General features: G+C 34.2%; 13 protein-coding genes. 8 read left to right on the top strand and 5 right to left on the bottom strand.

What is annotated here, in order from left to right:
* Positions 1 to 52: 52 nt before the first annotated feature.
* The 4 genes from FLACOL7796_RS17610 to miaB form a co-directional block, all read right to left on the bottom strand.
* Positions 53 to 556, bottom strand: coding sequence for an LptE family protein (locus FLACOL7796_RS17610; protein WP_173972042.1), 504 nt, complete (start codon positions 554 to 556; stop codon positions 53 to 55).
* An 84-nt stretch (positions 557 to 640) separates the two neighbouring features.
* Positions 641 to 1,894 carry a sigma-54 interaction domain-containing protein gene (locus FLACOL7796_RS17605; protein ID WP_173972041.1) on the bottom strand — a complete coding sequence of 418 codons (1,254 nt, stop codon included), beginning with the start codon at positions 1,892 to 1,894 and terminating at the stop codon, positions 641 to 643.
* Positions 1,895 to 1,953: 59 nt separating this feature from the next.
* Positions 1,954 to 2,043, bottom strand: coding sequence for a GxxExxY protein (locus FLACOL7796_RS24710; protein ID WP_232067400.1), 90 nt, complete (start codon positions 2,041 to 2,043; stop codon positions 1,954 to 1,956).
* A gap of 128 nt (positions 2,044 to 2,171) precedes the next feature.
* Positions 2,172 to 3,617: a tRNA (N6-isopentenyl adenosine(37)-C2)-methylthiotransferase MiaB gene (gene miaB / locus FLACOL7796_RS17595; RefSeq protein ID WP_173972040.1), complete on the bottom strand. Its 1,446-nt coding sequence runs from the start codon at positions 3,615 to 3,617 to the stop codon at positions 2,172 to 2,174.
* Between the two features lie 523 nt (positions 3,618 to 4,140).
* Here miaB and topA point away from each other — a divergent pair.
* The 8 genes from topA (at position 4,141) to FLACOL7796_RS17555 (ending at position 15,283) form a co-directional block, all read left to right on the top strand.
* On the top strand, positions 4,141 to 6,675 hold the full coding sequence (gene topA / locus FLACOL7796_RS17590) for a type I DNA topoisomerase (RefSeq protein ID WP_173972039.1): 2,535 nt from the start codon (positions 4,141 to 4,143) through the stop codon (positions 6,673 to 6,675).
* Between the two features lie 3 nt (positions 6,676 to 6,678).
* A complete protein-coding gene (locus FLACOL7796_RS17585; protein WP_173972038.1) occupies positions 6,679 to 7,830 on the top strand; it encodes a formimidoylglutamase in 1,152 nt (383 codons plus the stop codon).
* A 263-nt stretch (positions 7,831 to 8,093) separates the two neighbouring features.
* A complete protein-coding gene (gene porK / locus FLACOL7796_RS17580; RefSeq protein ID WP_173972037.1) occupies positions 8,094 to 9,494 on the top strand; it encodes a T9SS ring complex lipoprotein PorK/GldK in 1,401 nt (466 codons plus the stop codon).
* 66 nt (positions 9,495 to 9,560) lie between these two features.
* The gene (gene porL / locus FLACOL7796_RS17575) at positions 9,561 to 10,208 is read left to right on the top strand and encodes a type IX secretion system motor protein PorL/GldL (protein ID WP_173972036.1); all 648 of its coding nucleotides are present in this window, start codon (positions 9,561 to 9,563) and stop codon (positions 10,206 to 10,208) included.
* A 52-nt stretch (positions 10,209 to 10,260) separates the two neighbouring features.
* Positions 10,261 to 11,802 carry a type IX secretion system motor protein PorM/GldM gene (gene porM, locus FLACOL7796_RS17570; protein WP_173972035.1) on the top strand — a complete coding sequence of 514 codons (1,542 nt, stop codon included), beginning with the start codon at positions 10,261 to 10,263 and terminating at the stop codon, positions 11,800 to 11,802.
* Positions 11,803 to 11,847: 45 nt separating this feature from the next.
* Positions 11,848 to 12,837 carry a type IX secretion system ring subunit PorN/GldN gene (gene porN, locus FLACOL7796_RS17565; RefSeq protein ID WP_173972034.1) on the top strand — a complete coding sequence of 330 codons (990 nt, stop codon included), beginning with the start codon at positions 11,848 to 11,850 and terminating at the stop codon, positions 12,835 to 12,837.
* A 307-nt stretch (positions 12,838 to 13,144) separates the two neighbouring features.
* Entirely contained in the window at positions 13,145 to 14,134 is a 990-nt protein-coding gene (gene porN, locus FLACOL7796_RS17560; RefSeq protein ID WP_173972033.1) for a type IX secretion system ring subunit PorN/GldN, read from the top strand.
* Between the two features lie 75 nt (positions 14,135 to 14,209).
* A complete protein-coding gene (locus FLACOL7796_RS17555; protein ID WP_173972032.1) occupies positions 14,210 to 15,283 on the top strand; it encodes an NAD(P)/FAD-dependent oxidoreductase in 1,074 nt (357 codons plus the stop codon).
* Here the strand turns inward: FLACOL7796_RS17555 and FLACOL7796_RS17550 are convergent.
* Entirely contained in the window at positions 15,264 to 15,647 is a 384-nt protein-coding gene (locus FLACOL7796_RS17550) for a DUF983 domain-containing protein (RefSeq protein ID WP_173972031.1), read from the bottom strand. The two genes, FLACOL7796_RS17555 and FLACOL7796_RS17550, sit on opposite strands and share 20 nt — an antisense overlap.
* Positions 15,648 to 15,904: the final 257 nt, after the last annotated feature.

The raw sequence follows: 15,904 nt of genomic DNA, 5'->3' as shown, positions 1-15,904 counted from the left end.
TCGTTTAAAAGAATCGATTAAACAATTAACCGATTTCAACAAATAAACATTTTTACCATTTTGCTAATGAATCATTAAAGATATCCTGCGTGATTCTTTCAAAAATAGTTTGAAGCGCTGTATTTAAAACGGCTCCTGTTGGTAATCCTGTTCCCGGGAAATCATAATAAAACTCAAATGGTTTCTCGAAATCATCTGTTTCTTTATTTTTATTGGTAAACCTTACATTGATACGAATCGTTAAACGGTTTTGCGCCGCTTGCTGGTCAGCAGTTGCTGTCATTGGCGTTGTTCTGTAATCTACAATTTCTCCTTCGTAAACTAAATCGCCACTATTACTTACTAAGTTTAGATTGGTTTGATTTTGAATTAAATCCTGCAAAGCCAATGTAAATTGTCTGTCGATTCCCGGTTCGATCAAATCAGCGTTATTCTGAAAGAAGTTAACCTGAAACGTTTTGGCGTCGATTTTTCCCGTTCCTGTAAAGTTGTAAACAGAGCAGCCACTTAACATAAAGAGACTCATTAAGGCTAATAAAGAATATATTTTTTTCATAATAGTACTCGTGGTAAATTCCAATATTTTTCAAATATAGCAATTTGGAATTTGGAATTTATTTTTTGAAATTTTCTATTTTATTTATAAATCGAATTGTTTGATTTTTCTATATAAAGTACGTTCAGAGATACCCAATTCATCAGCGGCAGCTTTTCGTTTTCCTTTATTTTTTTCTAATGATTTTTTGATCATTTCGATTTCTTTTTGTTCTAAACGCAAAACCTCTTCTTCTTCAATGGTTTCGGCAAACAAATAGTTGTCGTCCTGCATTTGATAATTGTCTTCGCGCGTTGCAGGCGTCATAACAGCAGTTCTTGGTTCTTCTTCAAAATCTATTTCGCTTTCGTTTTCCTGAGAACCATATATTTTCTGAATCAAATTAGGATTGATGTCCTGTACTTTAGTACCGTTTTTCATCAATTCTAAAGTAAGTTTTTTTAGATCGTTCAAATCGCTTTTCATATCAAAAAGCACTTTATACAGAATGTCTCTTTCAGTACTAAAATCACTTTCTTTTTTCTTATCGCTAATTACAGATGGTAAATTAGTGCCTTCAGTAGGCAAATACGATTGTAAAGTTGCTAAAGAAATATCACGATTGGTTTCTAAAACGGAAATTTGTTCGGCTACATTTCGCAGCTGACGAATGTTACCGTTCCATCTGAATTTTTGTAAAAGTTGCACTGCATCATCGTCTAATTTCAACGGAGGCATTTTGTATTTGTGTGCAAAATCGGCAACAAATTTTCTGAATAACAAATGAATGTCTTCATTTCTTTCACGCAATGGTGGCAAAGTAATTTCGACAGTTGTTAAACGATAGTACAAATCCTCACGAAACTTTCCTTTTTCAATAGCATTGAATAAGTTTACGTTTGTAGCGGCTACAATTCTAACATTTGTTTTCTGAACCTGAGACGAACCTACTTTTATAAATTCACCATTTTCAAGTACACGAAGCAAACGAACCTGAGTTGTAAGCGGTAATTCTCCAACTTCATCAAGAAAAATAGTTCCGCCGTCAGCTACTTCAAAATAACCTTCACGCGTACTTGTAGCACCTGTAAAAGCACCTTTTTCGTGTCCAAAAAGTTCACTGTCAATAGTTCCTTCCGGAATTGCACCACAGTTTACTGCAATATATTTACCATGCTTTCTGTGCGAAAGCGAATGTATTATTCTTGGAATGTTTTCTTTACCAACACCACTTTCCCCAGTCACCATTACCGAAATATCAGTAGGAGCAACCTGAATCGCTTTTTCGATGGCACGATTTAATTTCGGATCATTTCCAATAATTTCAAATCGCTGTTTTATTGCTTGAACTGTTTCCATTTATGTTTTTTATCTTTTGCCACGAATTACACAAATTTTTACAAATTTTTTAAATCGGGCTAATGAATAACTCTTTTATGTTGTAGTGACTTCTTATTAAAGTTAACAATAATTCCTAGATCACTATCAGCTAGTCTTAAATAATTAATTGTTTGAGCCGTATGTTCATCTATAATGTCTTTGATGCTTTTACTTCTAAAATAATTTCATCATAAATAACAAAATCAGCATAAAACTTATGTGCTGTAAATTAGTGAAATTCGTGGCAAAAAAAACTTTAATTCATGCTACTCAATCCAACTGCTTCACCCTTCAAAGTTCCACTAGTACAACTTGTAATTTTTACGTTTACAAAATCCCCAATTTTATAATTCTCTTTAGGGAAAACTACCGTAATACTTTGGGAGTTTCTTCCTGAAAACTCCTCGGTCGATTTTTTAGACACTTTTTCGACCAAAACTTCAACAACTTGCCCTACGAACTCTTCACTGCGGAACCAGGCGTGTTTTTGTTGCAAATCGACAATTTCCTGTAATCTTCTCGCTTTAGTTTCTTCCGGAACATCATCTTCCATTTTTCTTCCAGCCAAAGTTCCCGGACGCTCAGAATACGAATACATATAGCCGAAATTATATTTCACATATTCCATTAAACTCATGGTATCCTGATGATCTTGCTCCGTTTCTGTTGGGAAACCGGCAATCATATCTTGCGAAATTGAAGCATTCGGAATAATAGCATTAATTTTGTCAATCAAAGCCATATATTCTTCGCGAGTATGCAAACGATTCATTTCTTTTAGAATTCTGTTACTTCCAGACTGAACCGGTAAGTGAATGTGTTTACAGATATTTGGATATTTGGCAATAACATGCAAAATACTTTCGTGCATATCCTGCGGATTAGAAGTCGAAAATCGAATACGCATTTTAGGGAAACCAACAGCAACCATTTCAAGCAATTGATCAAAATCAACCGCTGTAGCTTTTTGCATATCAGTAGCATTTACGAAATCTTTTTTCAAACCGCCGCCGTACCAAAGGTAACTATCAACGTTTTGACCTAAAAGCGTAATTTCCTTAAAGCCTTTATCCCATAAATCCTGAATTTCCTTCATAATACTTTGAGGCTCACGACTACGCTCACGACCACGAGTAAAAGGTACAACGCAAAAAGTACACATATTATCGCAACCACGAGTGATTGAAACCAGCGCGGTAATTCCGTTACTCATCAAACGAACCGGCGAAATATCTCCGTAAGTTTCCTCTTTCGATAAAACCACATTAATAGCATCGCGGCCGTCTTCAACTTCCGCCAATAAATTTGGTAAATCTTTGTAAGCATCAGGTCCCACAACAAGATCAACTATTTTTTCTTCCTCTAGAAACTGACTCTTCAAACGCTCAGCCATACAGCCCAAAACGCCCACTTTCATCTTTGGGTTAGTACGTTTTACCGCATTATATTTTTCAAGACGTTTGCGAATAGTTTGTTCTGCCTTGTCTCGAATCGAGCAGGTGTTTACCAGGACTAAATCAGCATCTTCAAGAGTTTGTGTAGTATTATATCCGTTTATCGATAAAATGGAAGCTACGACTTCACTGTCCGAAAAATTCATCGCACAACCGTAACTTTCTATAAAAAGTTTTTTCGTATTCTCAGGTTTATTCTCCAAAACAAGACTTTCGCCCTGTTTACTTTCTTCAATAATCTTTTCCATTGTATAAATTCAAAGTGCAAAGATAACGCAAATGTGATCAATATGACAAGATGGCAGAAAAGAAATTTTAGATTTTAGAGTTAAGGTTATTGGAATTTTAGATTGTTGATTTTAGATTGTTGGAACCAACAAAGAATAAGGGAATCTAAAATCAACAATCTAAAATCAACAATAATATTAAGAAGCTATTCCGGCTTTCCGCTACATCCCGATAGCTATCGGGACATAAAAACCGCAAAGTTTCTAATGTTTTAAAAAGAGCTTCCGTTGGTCGCTTTTTTAAAACAAGAAACTTTTGCGGTTTTTACTCCGGGCTTTTCGCTGCAATCCGGGCTATTAATCCGGGGTAAAAAAGAACATTTAGGGGGTATAAACCTTTAAAATTTATACCTATATATATTATAGGTAGGAATACAGATAAATCTTCATTTTAAAGAAACATAATATTAAAATAACTCAAAAATCAATTCGCAAGGCTGATATTTAAAAAAAATAGATACTTTTGTTGCAGAAAAATAGAGCAATGGCAAAGAATTTAGTAATAGTGGAGTCACCTGCAAAGGCGAAAACAATCGAGAAATTTCTGGGAAGTGATTTTCAAGTAGAGTCAAGTTACGGACATATAGCAGATTTACCATCAAAGGAAATAGGAGTAGATGTAGAGAATGGTTTTAAACCCAAATACGAAGTTTCTCCAGATAAGAAAGCCTTGGTAAGCAAATTGAAAACACTATCTAAGAATGCCGAAATGGTTTGGCTGGCGAGCGATGAGGACCGCGAGGGTGAGGCTATTTCATGGCACCTGGCGGAAGAACTAAAATTAGATACTAAAAAAACAAAGCGAATTGTTTTTCACGAGATTACAAAAACTGCGATTCTTAAAGCAATCGAGAATCCTAGAGAAATAGATTATAATTTAGTAAACGCCCAACAAGCACGTCGTGTATTAGACCGTTTAGTAGGTTACGAATTATCTCCTGTTTTATGGAGAAAAATTAAAGGAGGATTATCTGCTGGTCGTGTGCAATCAGTTTCAGTACGTTTAATTGTTGAGAGAGAACGCGAAATCCAAAACTTTAATGCAGTTGCGAGTTATTCTATCGTAGCAGAATTTGTTAATGAGGCCGGAAAAACTTTCAAAGCCAAATTACCAAAGAACTTCAATACAAAAAAAGAAGCCGAAGATTTTTTAAATCAAAACATCGGATCACAATATAAGGTAGCGGATTTAGAAACTAAACCTACCAAAAAATCACCAACAGCACCATTTACAACTTCTACTTTGCAACAAGAAGCAGCCAGAAAATTGTATTTGCCAGTTGGTATTACCATGCAGCTTGCACAGCGTTTATACGAGGCCGGACTTATCACTTATATGAGAACAGATAGTGTAAACCTTTCTAAAGATGCAATGGATGCTGCTGAAGCTGAAATCATAAAATCGTACGGAAAAGAATTCTCGAAACCGAGAGTTTTTGCTAACAAAAGCAAAGGAGCACAAGAAGCGCACGAAGCAATTCGTCCGACTGATATGTCTCGCCACACTGTAAACATCGATCGTGATCAGGCTCGTTTATATGATTTGATCTGGAAAAGAACATTGGCCTCTCAAATGAGCGATGCGCAATTAGAAAGAACAAACGTAAAAATCGAAGCGAATAATCACAGCGAAATTTTTACAGCTTCCGGAGAAGTTTTACTTTTTGAAGGTTTCTTAAAAGTATACTTAGAAGGCCATGATGACGATGAGGAAGAGCAAGAAGGGATGTTGCCTGCTTTAAAAGTAAACGAAAAATTAGTTAATAATTATATCACAGCAACAGAAAGATATTCAAGACCACCGGCTCGTTATACAGAGGCTTCTTTGGTTAAGAAATTAGAAGAATTAGGAATCGGGCGTCCGTCTACGTACGCGCCAACTATTTCGACTATCATCAATAGAAACTATGTAGAAAAAGGAACTCTTGAAGGTCAGGAACGTAATTATACCCAACTTACTTTGCAAGGGAATAAAGTAGGAGAGAAGTTGCTGAAAGAAAATACAGGTTCAGATAAAGGAAAGTTAGTTCCGACAGATATTGGTACAATCGTTACCGATTTCTTAGTGAAGAACTTTGGAAACATTCTGGATTATAATTTTACTGCAAAAGTAGAACAGGATTTTGATGAGATTGCCGAAGGAAATATCGACTGGGCAATCATGATGCAGGAGTTCTACAATAAATTTCACCCAAATGTAAAAGAGGTTGAAGCAAATGCAGAACGTGAAAGTGGAGAAAGAATCTTAGGAAAAGATGCTGACGGAAGACAAGTTTCTGTTCGTTTAGGGAAATTTGGACCAATGGCTCAAATTGGAGAAGCAGATGACGAAGATAAAAAGTTCGCCAGTTTAATGGCTGACCAAAATATCGGAAATATTACCCTTGAAGAAGCATTGAATTTATTTTTATTGCCTAAAAACTTAGGAGAATATAAAGGAGAAGAAGTGGAAGTAAGTAATGGTCGTTATGGTCCTTATGTACGTCACGGAAGTGTTTTTATTTCTTTGCCAAAAGGAGAAGATCCGTTAAGTCTTTCAAAAGAAAGAGCGCAGGAATTAATTGATGAAAAAGCAATTGCCGATGCTCCAATTGCAGTTTACAAAGGCGAAGGTGTTCAAAAAGGTGTGGGACGTTTTGGTCCTTTCATCAAATGGAACGGAATTTTCATTAACGTAAGTAAAAAATACAATTTCGATAATTTATCACAACAGGAAATAGAAGAGTTGATTGAGGATAAATTACAGAAAAATATAGATAAAGTACTTCACAATTGGGAAGACGAAGGAATTTTGGTTGAAAAAGCGCGTTGGGGTCGTTCGGTTATTACAAAAGGTAAAATCAAAATTGAACTAAGTAAAGATGTTGACGCAACAAAACTAACATTGGCTCAGGTTCAGGAAATGATTGCTGCTAAAACACCAGCAAAAAAGACACCGGCAAAAAAGGCTACAACAGCAAAAAAAGCAACAACCGCTAAGAAAGCTCCAGCTAAAAAAACAGCTGCTAAAAAGAAATAATAAATGGAATTTGATTTTCTAGAACCAGTTAATGAAGGAATTTTAAAATTCATTAGTTCGTTGTCTTCGCAAGAATTGGGTAGCAAGATTGTTTTGCATACTCAGGATCAGTTTCCTGATATTAGTAAAATTACAATTGCAATAGTAGGTGTTCTGGAAGACCGCCGAAATAGCAATGTAATTAACGAAGTCAACTTAAATGCAGTTCGTAAAAAACTGTACAATATGTTTCCTGGTAATTGGGACGCTTCAATTGCAGACCTGGGAGACATCCTTCCGGGTGACTCTGTAGAGGATACTTATTTTGCTCTAAAAAAAGTAACTTCTACCTTAATAAAGAATAAAGTGATTCCTATAGTTATAGGAGGTTCGCAGGATTTGACCTATGCACTATATCGCGCTTACGACGATTTAGAGCAAATGGTAAACATGGTTGCTGTAGATAATAAATTTGATTTTGGTAAAGAAAATGAAACCGTTTCGGCTAATTCTTACCTGACTAAAATTATTATCGATGAACCTAATAATCTTTTCAACTACTGTAATATAGGATATCAAACCTATTATAATTCTCAGGAAGAAATCGATTTGATCGAAAAATTATTCTTTGATGCATATCGTTTGGGGGAAATTTCAAATAAGATTGTATTGGCAGAGCCGGTTTTTCGCGATGCAGATTTAGTAAGTATCGATCTTAATTCAGTAAAGTCATCAGCTTCAGCGAATTTGGTTTCTTTTGAACCAAATGGATTCAACGGAAAAGAAATTTGTTCATTGGCCAGATACGCCGGAATTAGTGATAAAGTTTCTTGTTTTGGAGTTTTTAATCATAATAGTACAGCTCCGGAAGCAGGTATTATTGCGCAAATAGTTTGGTATTTTATAGAAGGATATCATTATCGATCAAAAGAATATCCGTTTGGTAGTCGGGCAACGTATTTAAAATATATTGTTCCGCTTGAAGATGAAGAATTGGTCTTTTATAAAAGTGACAAAACAGACCGTTGGTGGATCGAAATTCCGTTCGAATCAAACGGGCACAATAAATTGAAAAGAAATACGTTATTACCGTGTTCGTATGACGAATATTTGAGCGCTTGTAATCAGGAATTGCCTGAAAGATGGTGGAAAGCACAACGAAAAAATGCTTTATAAATTAAAATTTTAACGAAAATTGTAGTTTTTTTTAGGTTTGAAAAAAATGTTAAAATATATTGGTAAGAAAATATATACAAAGTATAAAATTTAACGTTTTACGTCGATTTTTTCTGTTAGTTTATCGATGAAATATTTTTTTTTTATTTTATTTAACATTATTTTTGAACGGTAAAATAAATTTCGCAACTAGTATTGTTTTTTAGATAAATAATAAATACGTTTACGGACTTATAATAATGAATAGATAATCCCAAATTTATATGAAGAAGTTTATTGCATTTGCAGCAATGTTAACACTGGTAATTGGCTGTGGTAAGTCAGGAGACAAAGGTGAGTTAGTTGGTGTTACAGGAGGGAAATGGCATCCTGAAAAGCCTTATGGAATGACGTTAGTTCCGGGTGGATCTTTTATTATGGGTAAATCAGATGCTGATTTAGCTAATGTTGAAGATGCTCCTACTAAAACAGTAACAGTTCGTTCATTTTATATGGATGAAACAGAGATTACTAACAGCGAGTACCGTCAATTTGTAGAATGGGTAAAAGATTCTACAATGAGAGTTCGTTTAGCAATCTTAGCTGATGAAACCGGACAAAAATCTACCGGAGACAAAGGTAAAAAAGGTGGAAGTATTGCAGATTATGCATTTAATGATTCAGAGCCGGACAAAATGACGGCATATGATAAATACATGTATGATAACTACTATAGTGTAGGAACAAAAGATGATCCTTATGCTGGTAGAAAATTAAATAAAAAAGTTAAGTTAATTAAAGATACTAAAGCTTATCCGGATGAGTATTATGCTGAAGTAATGGACTCTATGTATTTGCCAATTGAAGAATCATACAATGGTTTAAGAACAATTGATGTAAATAAATTGAAATTCCGTTATTCTTGGATGGATATTCAGGCAGCTGCAAAAGCCAAAGTTGGAAAAAGAAAAGATTTCGTTAAAACAGAACAAGTAAGTGTTTATCCTGATACAACAGTTTGGATTAAAGATTTTGCTTACTCTTATAATGAGCCAATGCATAATGATTATTTCTGGCACAAAGCTTACGGAGATTATCCTGTAGTTGGTGTAACATGGAAACAAGCTAAAGCATTTTGTGCTTGGAGAACTTTAAACAAAAACAGCTATATCAAATCTAAGAAAAAAGGACGTGATTTAGTAAATGCATTCAGATTGCCTACAGAGGCAGAATGGGAGTATGCTGCAAGAGGAGGTCTGGAATCTGCTACTTACCCTTGGGGAGGTCCTTATACTAAAAGTGACAGAGGTTGTTTCTTAGCAAACTTTAAACCAAGTAGAGGAGATTATGCTGCTGATGAGGCTTTGTATACAGTTGAAGCGAAATCATATGAAGTAAACGGTTACGGATTATATAACATGGCAGGAAACGTTTCAGAGTGGACGGATTCAGCTTATAATCCAAATGCTTACGAATATGTTTCAACAATGAATCCTAACGTAATCGACGGAAACAACCAAAGAAAAGTGGTTCGTGGAGGTTCTTGGAAAGATGTTGCTTATTTCCTACAGGTAAGTACTCGTGACCACGAATATGCAGATTCAGCAAGAAGTTATATCGGTTTCAGAACTGTACAAGATTACATGGGAACTCAAACAACAGGAAGCGGAAAAAGAAGTAAATAATAATTAAATTCAAATTCAAATAACCAAATCAAATCTATTTTAAATTAAAACCTAAAAAAAAGTATTATGGCATTATTAAGTAAAAAAGTGATGAATTTCGCTTATGGTATGGGAGCGGCAGTAGTAATTATTGGAGCTTTATTCAAAATTACTCACTTTGAAATTGGACCATTAACAGGAACTGTTATGTTATCAATTGGATTGGTAACTGAGGCGTTAATCTTTGCTCTTTCTGCTTTCGAACCAGTTGAAGATGAATTAGACTGGACTCTTGTTTACCCGGAATTAGCTAATGGTCAGGCTAGAAAAAAAGCAGACAAAGTTGAAGTTGCTGCTGATGCTCAGGGATTATTATCTCAAAAATTAGATGTAATGTTGAAAGAAGCTAAAATTGACGGTGAGTTAATGGCAAGCTTAGGAAACAGCATCAAAAACTTCGAAGGAGCTGCAAAAGCAATTTCTCCAACAGTAGATTCTATTGCAGGACAAAAGAAATATGCTGAAGAAATGTCTATGGCTGCTGCACAAATGGAATCATTAAACAGCTTATATAAAGTACAATTAGAAAGTGCTTCAAGAAATGCACAAGCAAATAGCGAAATCGCTGAAAATGCTTCTAAATTAAAAGAACAAATGCAATCTATGACTGCAAACATTGCTTCACTAAACAGTGTTTACGGTGGTATGCTTTCTGCAATGAGTAACAAAGGATAATTAGTTTTTGACTATTATATTAAATTTATTAATAAAGAACTAATTAGAAAAAATGGCAGGAGGAAAATTAACCCCTAGACAGAAGATGATTAACCTGATGTATCTGGTTTTCATCGCAATGTTAGCAATGAACGTATCAAAAGAAGTTATTTCTGCTTTTGGTTTGATGAACGAAAAATTTGAAGGTGCAAATACAAGTTCAACAGAAACAAATGCAAGTTTATTAACGTCTTTAGATCAAAAAGCTGCTGAAGCAAAAGGAGAATTCGCTATTGCGGCAGTAACTGCTCACAAAGTAGAAACAATCTCTAAAGAATTTTACGATTATATCGGATCTTTGAAATCTCAAGCTGTTAAAGGATTTGAAGTTGATAAAGAAACTGGAAAAATGCCATACGAATCTATGGATAGAGGTGATAACATCGACGACTGGTTTACAGGAGACGGTTACACTGCAAAAGGTAACGAAATTATCGCGAAAATAGAAAAATACAAATCAGATATTAAAGCTGCTTTAGGTACAGATAAAAAATATGCTGGTATTATTTCTGAGGTTGAGAAAAAATTTGATGTTTCTGATGTAAAAAACAAAGAAGGTATAAAAGAAAAATACTTAGCATATCACTTTAAAGGTTTTCCTGCAATTGCATCAGCTGCTAAACTTTCAGCTTGGCAAAATGACGTTAAGAAAACTGAAGCTGACGTTTACAACAGTGCTTTAGGAAAAGCGGCTGTAGCTGCTGCTTCTTACAGCAACTATCAAGCGATTGTTGTTTTAGATAAAAATGCTTATTTCCAAGGAGAAAAAGTAACTGGTAAAGTAGTTTTAGGTCGTTATGACGAAAATACAAAACCAACTTCTTTCCAAGGTCCTGGACAAATTGTAAATGGACAAGCTGTTATTTCATTAACTGCAGGTGGAGTAGGTGAGCAAACTATTAATGGACAATTTACATTCTTAGAGGACGGAAAAAATATTCCACTTAAATTTGCTGGAAATTACGTTGTAGTTCCAAGACCAAACTCTGCTACTATTTCTGCTGATAAAATGAACGTTGTTTATAGAGGAGTTGTTAATCCAATCTCTGTATCATTCGCAGGTGTTGCTGACAACAAAGTTGTTGCAAGTGCGCCAGGATTATCTTCAGCTGGTAAACCAGGTAAATATAACATGAGCCCGGGTTCTGGTAATGAAGCTACAATTTCTGTTACAGGTACATTACCAAACGGAGATAAAGTTTCAGATAAGAAAACATTTAGAATTAAAGGTATTCCTGGACCAACTGGTACAATTAGAGGTGAGCAAGGTGTTGTTAAAGGACCTAAATCTAACTTAGAAGTTGCTACTATTGGAGCTAAATTAAATGACTTTGATTTTGAAGTTGGTTTAGATGTTGTTGGATTTAATATGAAAATTGCTGGACAACCTACTGTTGTTGTTACTGGTAACAGATTAAATGCACAATGTAAACAAGTACTTTCAAGAGCTGGAAAAGGAGATCAGGTTACTATTTCTGAAATTAAAACTAAACTTGTTGGAGCTGGTAGTTACTTATTGCCAAGAACTGCTCCGGTAATTTTTGAAATACTATAATAAAAGTAGGTAAACCTACATTCAATATTTTATAATAATACCACGATGAAAGTAAGAAATTTTTTAATAGCTATTGTTTCTATCGCTGGAGGTTTTTCTTCTTATGCGCAATCTAATTTGCTAAATGCGAAAACACCTGCTCAGATAGGACTTAAAACTCCTGCGCAACTTATCTCAGATAACGATAAACCTTTGGCTTATGGTTATGTAGATGATAGAGACATCTTGATGGGAAAAACAACTTGGGAGATTATTGATTTAAATGAAAAAATCAATTTTCCAATGTACTTTCCGGTAGATACGGCTAATATTGGTTCTGATAGACGTTCTCTTTATGACGTTTTGACGAAAGCTGTTAAAAACGGCAAAATAACTGAAGTATATAGCGACAGTTATTTCAATACTAAAAAATCTTTGAAAGACATTCAAGGTGCATTATCTCGTATTGATACAACAGATGCTGGTAGAGAGTTAATTAACCAATACCCTGATGACTACAAATCACGTGTTGTGAAGAAGAAAGTAGTAACAGGTACTGGTAAAAAGAAAGTTGTTTCTTATGTTGAGGAAACAGTTGGTCCAACAAGATCTGTTCCGGCTGAATATATCCTTAAACAAGACTTAACAGCAGCAGATGTTACACAATATAAAATTAAAGGATACTGGTATTTTGACAAACGTCAGAGTGAACTGAAATATCGTTTACTTGGAATTTGTCCTGTAACTCCGGATGTTTATACGATGAATAGTGACGAGAAAGATTATATCGAGTTATTTTGGGTTTTCTTCCCTAATGCCAGAGAAGCATTGCATGAAGCAAAAGCATTTAACGACAGTAACTCTGCTCTTCCAATTTCATTCGATCAAATCTTAAATTCAAGACGTTTTAATGCAGTTGTTTATAAAGAAGAAAACTTGTACGGAGATCGTGAGATCAAAGATTACATGAAAGATAACGCACAAAATCAATTGTTAGAATCTGAAAGAGTAAAAGAGAAGATTCGTAACTTCGAACAAGATATGTGGAACTACTAAGTATCTCAAATACATTATAAGAAAAGCTCTTATTGCCTGGCAATAAGAGCTTTTTTATTTGGTTGAAGTCTGTAAAGTAATTTGTAGAATCATTCATTCTAAAAAAATATAATTATGTATGGAGTTTTGTTGTTATATGTTTGATATTGAGTTGCTTGTTTTTGGTTTATGTTGTTTCTTTTTTATTAAGTGTATCATTATTAAAAGCTTGTTTTTTATGTTTGAATATTAAAATTTCAGTTAATTGTAGGAAAATAACAATAAAATAGAAAATATTGCGTTAGCTTTGTTACAAAAAAGTGTTATGATGAGAGGGAAAATTTTTTTAATGTGGATTATGTTTGTTACAGCAGGATTTGTTTCAAATGCACAATCTAATTTACTTAATGCAAAAACAGCTGACCAAATTGGGCTAAAGAGTACGGCACAAAGAATTTCGGATAACGATAAACCTTTGTCTTATGGTTATGTAGATGACAGAGATGTTTTGATGGGAAAAACGGTATGGGAAATTATTGATTTAAATGAAAAAATCAATTTTCCGTTATATTTTCCGGTAGACACTGCTAATATTGGTTCAGACAGGCGTTCGCTTTATGACGTTTTAACCAGAGGTATTAGAAGTGGTAAAATAACTGAAGTATACAGCGACAGCTATTTTAATACCAAAAAATCATTAAAAGATATTCAGGGAGCATTATCTCGAGTTGATACAACAGATGCTGGTAGAGAATTAATTAATCAATATCCGGACGACTACAGAACCCGTGTTGTAAAGAAAAAAGTGGTGACAGGCACTGGTAAAAAGAAATCTGTTACTTATGTGGATGAAACCGTTGGACCAACAAGATCGGTGCCGGCAGAATACATCTTAAAACAAGACTTAACTGCAGCAGATGTTACGCAATATAAAATTAAAGGATACTGGTATTTTGATAAAAGGCAAAGTGAATTAAAATATCGTTTGCTCGGAATTTGTCCTGTAACTCCGGATGTTTATACCATGAATAGTGACGAGAAAGATTATATTGAGTTATTTTGGGTTTTCTTCCCTAATGCACGGGAAGTATTACACGAAGGGAAAGCTTTTAACGATAAGAATTCCGCAACTCCAATTTCATTTGATCAGATCTTAAATTCAAGACGTTTTAATGCTATTATCTATAAAGAAGAAAACATGTACGGAGATCGTGAAATCAAAGATTACATGAAAGATAATGCGCAAAATCAGTTATTAGAATCTGAAAGAGTAAAAGAGAAGATTCGTAATTTCGAAGAAGATATGTGGAACTACTAAGTCCCTAAATTACATTAATACAAAAACTCTTAGTACCTTTGTATTAAGAGTTTTTTTATTTTTTATCCTTTACACATGTTAGACTATTTAATTGTCGGATCCGGATTGGCCGGAATTTCTTTTGCAGAAGTTGCCCTTAAAAACAATAAATCTATTTTAATAGTAGATAATATGTCTCAGGTATCTTCTAGAGTAGCGGGAGGTTTTTATAATCCGGTTATTTTAAAGAGATTTAGCGAAGTTTGGAACGCCCAGGAACAATTAGTTCTAATGAATGATTTCTACAATCACATTGAAGCCAAATTACAAACCAAGTTTAATTATAAACTTCCCATACTTAGAAAGTTTTTCTCTATTGAAGAACAAAATAATTGGTTTGCAGCTTCAGATAAAATAAATCTGGCGCCTTTTTTATCTACAAAAATCATTTCTAAAAAATATAAAGGTATCAATTCCCCTTATGATTATGGCGAAGTTCTGCATACGGGTTATGTAGATACCATGTTGCTTTTAGATACCTATAGAGAATATCTGCAAGAGAATGATTTGCTTTTAAATCAGTTTTTTGATTATGCTTATATTGAGTTTTTCGATTATGGAGTTCAGTATAAAAACATTCAGGCACGTAATATTGTTTTTGCAGAAGGATTTGGACTGCATAAAAATCCCTTTTTTAATTATCTTCCTCTCGACGGGACTAAAGGAGAAATGTTTGTAATAAAAGCTCCGGATTTAGACCTGGATGTTATTATGAATACAAGTGTTTTTATCTTGCCTATGGGAAATGATTTGTTTAAAGTTGGCGCTACATACAACTGGGAAGATAAAACCGATTTACCTACCGAGGCAGGAAAACAAGAATTAATAGACCGAATAAAAGAAATTATCGATTGCGACTTCGAGATTGTAGAGCATTACGGCGGAGTTCGCCCTACAGTAAAAGACCGAAGACCATTGATAGGAACCCACGAAGAATTTAAATCACTTCATGTTCTTAACGGATTAGGAACAAGAGGAGTTATGCTGGGGCCATCAATGGCAAAAGTGCTTTATGATTATATTGAAAATGAAATTCCTCTAACTCGCGAAATTGATATTAAAAGATTTCATAAAAGATATTTAAAAAGTCTTACTTCTGACCGGCCTTAGGATCGTAAGAAACGAACATATTAATGTATAGATTTCTTGAAAGTCGTAAAACAAACGGAAACAATACAATCAAAGTAATAACGATTGCAATAAAAGACTCTTCGATTGTAGTTTTAAAGAATATAAACGATACAATAAAAGCAGCAATTCCTACGGCAACATTCAATCCGTAACTTACATACATTGCGCCATAAAAAAACGAAGGTTCAATTTGATATTTAAATCCACAATGGCTACAATGATCGTTCATTTTTAGAACTTTAGTCAAGTGAAGCGGATTTTTGTCTGAATACATGCTTTCTTTTTGGCATTTTGGACAACTTCCTGTTAAAATACTATTTAGTTTCGATCCTTTTTTCAACATTATGATAAGTATTATTTGATATTCTCTTGCGGAGTTTTTTCTTTTTTTAGGAAACATATTCCTTTTGTAGTAAAGGAAAAATTACTTTTAAATCTTTTTAAGAAGAATAATACAAATATACCTATTTTGTTGAAACTATCAGGTAGAATATAAAGTTAGATTTTTGAAAGTTGCTCTAATTTTTTTCCGAAAATTGCCACTTTGTTAATAAATATTTCGCCTTTTACGGAATCCCACATTTTTACTTACTTTGCTTT

Source organism: Flavobacterium bizetiae (genome assembly GCF_902804475.1).
GTDB lineage: Bacteria > Bacteroidota > Bacteroidia > Flavobacteriales > Flavobacteriaceae > Flavobacterium > Flavobacterium bizetiae.
The sequence above is the reverse complement of the archived record's forward strand: the minus strand, read 5'-3'. Positions and strand labels throughout refer to the sequence as shown.

What these genes read in the sequence shown, in the direction of transcription:
- miaB (WP_173972040.1), bottom strand. Translation starts at nt 3,617, where the DNA reads ATGGAAAAGATTATTGAAGAAAGTAAACAGGGCGAAAGTCTTGTTTTG.
- FLACOL7796_RS17555 (WP_173972032.1), top strand. Translation starts at nt 14,210, where the DNA reads ATGTTAGACTATTTAATTGTCGGATCCGGATTGGCCGGAATTTCTTTT.
- porN (WP_173972034.1), top strand. Translation starts at nt 11,848, where the DNA reads ATGAAAGTAAGAAATTTTTTAATAGCTATTGTTTCTATCGCTGGAGGT.
- topA (WP_173972039.1), top strand. Translation starts at nt 4,141, where the DNA reads ATGGCAAAGAATTTAGTAATAGTGGAGTCACCTGCAAAGGCGAAAACA.
- porN (WP_173972033.1), top strand. Translation starts at nt 13,145, where the DNA reads ATGAGAGGGAAAATTTTTTTAATGTGGATTATGTTTGTTACAGCAGGA.
- FLACOL7796_RS17550 (WP_173972031.1), bottom strand. Translation starts at nt 15,647, where the DNA reads ATGTTGAAAAAAGGATCGAAACTAAATAGTATTTTAACAGGAAGTTGT.
- FLACOL7796_RS17610 (WP_173972042.1), bottom strand. Translation starts at nt 556, where the DNA reads ATGAAAAAAATATATTCTTTATTAGCCTTAATGAGTCTCTTTATGTTA.
- porK (WP_173972037.1), top strand. Translation starts at nt 8,094, where the DNA reads ATGAAGAAGTTTATTGCATTTGCAGCAATGTTAACACTGGTAATTGGC.
- porL (WP_173972036.1), top strand. Translation starts at nt 9,561, where the DNA reads ATGGCATTATTAAGTAAAAAAGTGATGAATTTCGCTTATGGTATGGGA.
- FLACOL7796_RS17585 (WP_173972038.1), top strand. Translation starts at nt 6,679, where the DNA reads ATGGAATTTGATTTTCTAGAACCAGTTAATGAAGGAATTTTAAAATTC.
- porM (WP_173972035.1), top strand. Translation starts at nt 10,261, where the DNA reads ATGGCAGGAGGAAAATTAACCCCTAGACAGAAGATGATTAACCTGATG.
- FLACOL7796_RS17605 (WP_173972041.1), bottom strand. Translation starts at nt 1,894, where the DNA reads ATGGAAACAGTTCAAGCAATAAAACAGCGATTTGAAATTATTGGAAAT.